This is a genomic window from Streptosporangium fragile (assembly GCF_039534445.1).
Classification (GTDB): domain Bacteria; phylum Actinomycetota; class Actinomycetes; order Streptosporangiales; family Streptosporangiaceae; genus Streptosporangium; species Streptosporangium fragile.
Genome location: NZ_BAAAVI010000178.1, coordinates 1 through 947, shown reverse-complemented (window position 1 = coordinate 947; position 947 = coordinate 1). Strand labels below are relative to the sequence as shown.

At 70.7% G+C, this 947-nt stretch carries 1 protein-coding gene; it reads left to right on the top strand.

From position 1 onward, the window contains the following. On the top strand, positions 1-947 hold a 947-nt coding region (gene ispG / locus ABD841_RS40515; RefSeq protein WP_344982400.1), incomplete at both ends, for a flavodoxin-dependent (E)-4-hydroxy-3-methylbut-2-enyl-diphosphate synthase.

Below are 947 nucleotides of genomic sequence, written 5' to 3'. Positions count from 1 at the left end.
CCCGTGGGCGGTGACGCGCCGGTCTCCGTCCAGTCGATGACCACCACCGTCACCGCCGACGTCAACGCGACGCTCCAGCAGATCGCCGAGCTGACCGCCGCGGGCTGCCAGATCGTCCGGGTCGCCGTCCCGTCGCAGGACGACGCCGACGCGCTGCCGATCATCGCGCGCAAGTCGAAGATCCCGGTGATCGCCGACATCCACTTCCAGCCGAAGTACGTCTTCGCCGCGATCGAGGCGGGCTGCGCGGCGGTCCGGGTCAACCCGGGCAACATCAAGAAGTTCGACGACAAGGTCGGCGAGATCGCCAAGGCGGCCACCGGGCACGGCGTGCCGATCCGCATCGGCGTCAACGCCGGCTCGCTGGATCCGCGCCTGCTGGCCAAGTACGGCAAGGCCACGCCCGAGGCGCTGGTGGAGTCGGCGCTGTGGGAGTGCTCGCTGTTCGAGGAGCACGGCTTCCGCGACATCAAGATCTCGGTCAAGCACAACGACCCGGTCGTGATGATCCAGGCCTACCGCCTGCTCGCCGCCCGGTGCGACTACCCGCTCCACCTGGGCGTCACCGAGGCGGGCCCGGCCTTCCAGGGCACGATCAAGTCCGCCGTCGCCTTCGGCGCCCTGCTCGCCGAGGGCATCGGCGACACCATCCGGGTGTCGCTGTCGGCCCCGCCGGTGGAGGAGGTCAAGGTCGGCATCCAGATCCTGGAATCGCTCAACCTGCGCGAGCGCGGCCTGGAGATCGTCTCCTGCCCCTCCTGCGGGCGCGCCCAGGTCGACGTCTACACCCTGGCCGAGCAGGTCCAGGCCGGCCTGACGGGGCTGAAGGTCCCGCTGCGCGTGGCCGTGATGGGCTGCGTCGTCAACGGCCCCGGTGAGGCCCGCGAGGCCGACCTCGGCGTCGCCTCCGGCAACGGCAAGGGCCAGATCTTCGTCAGGGGCGAGGT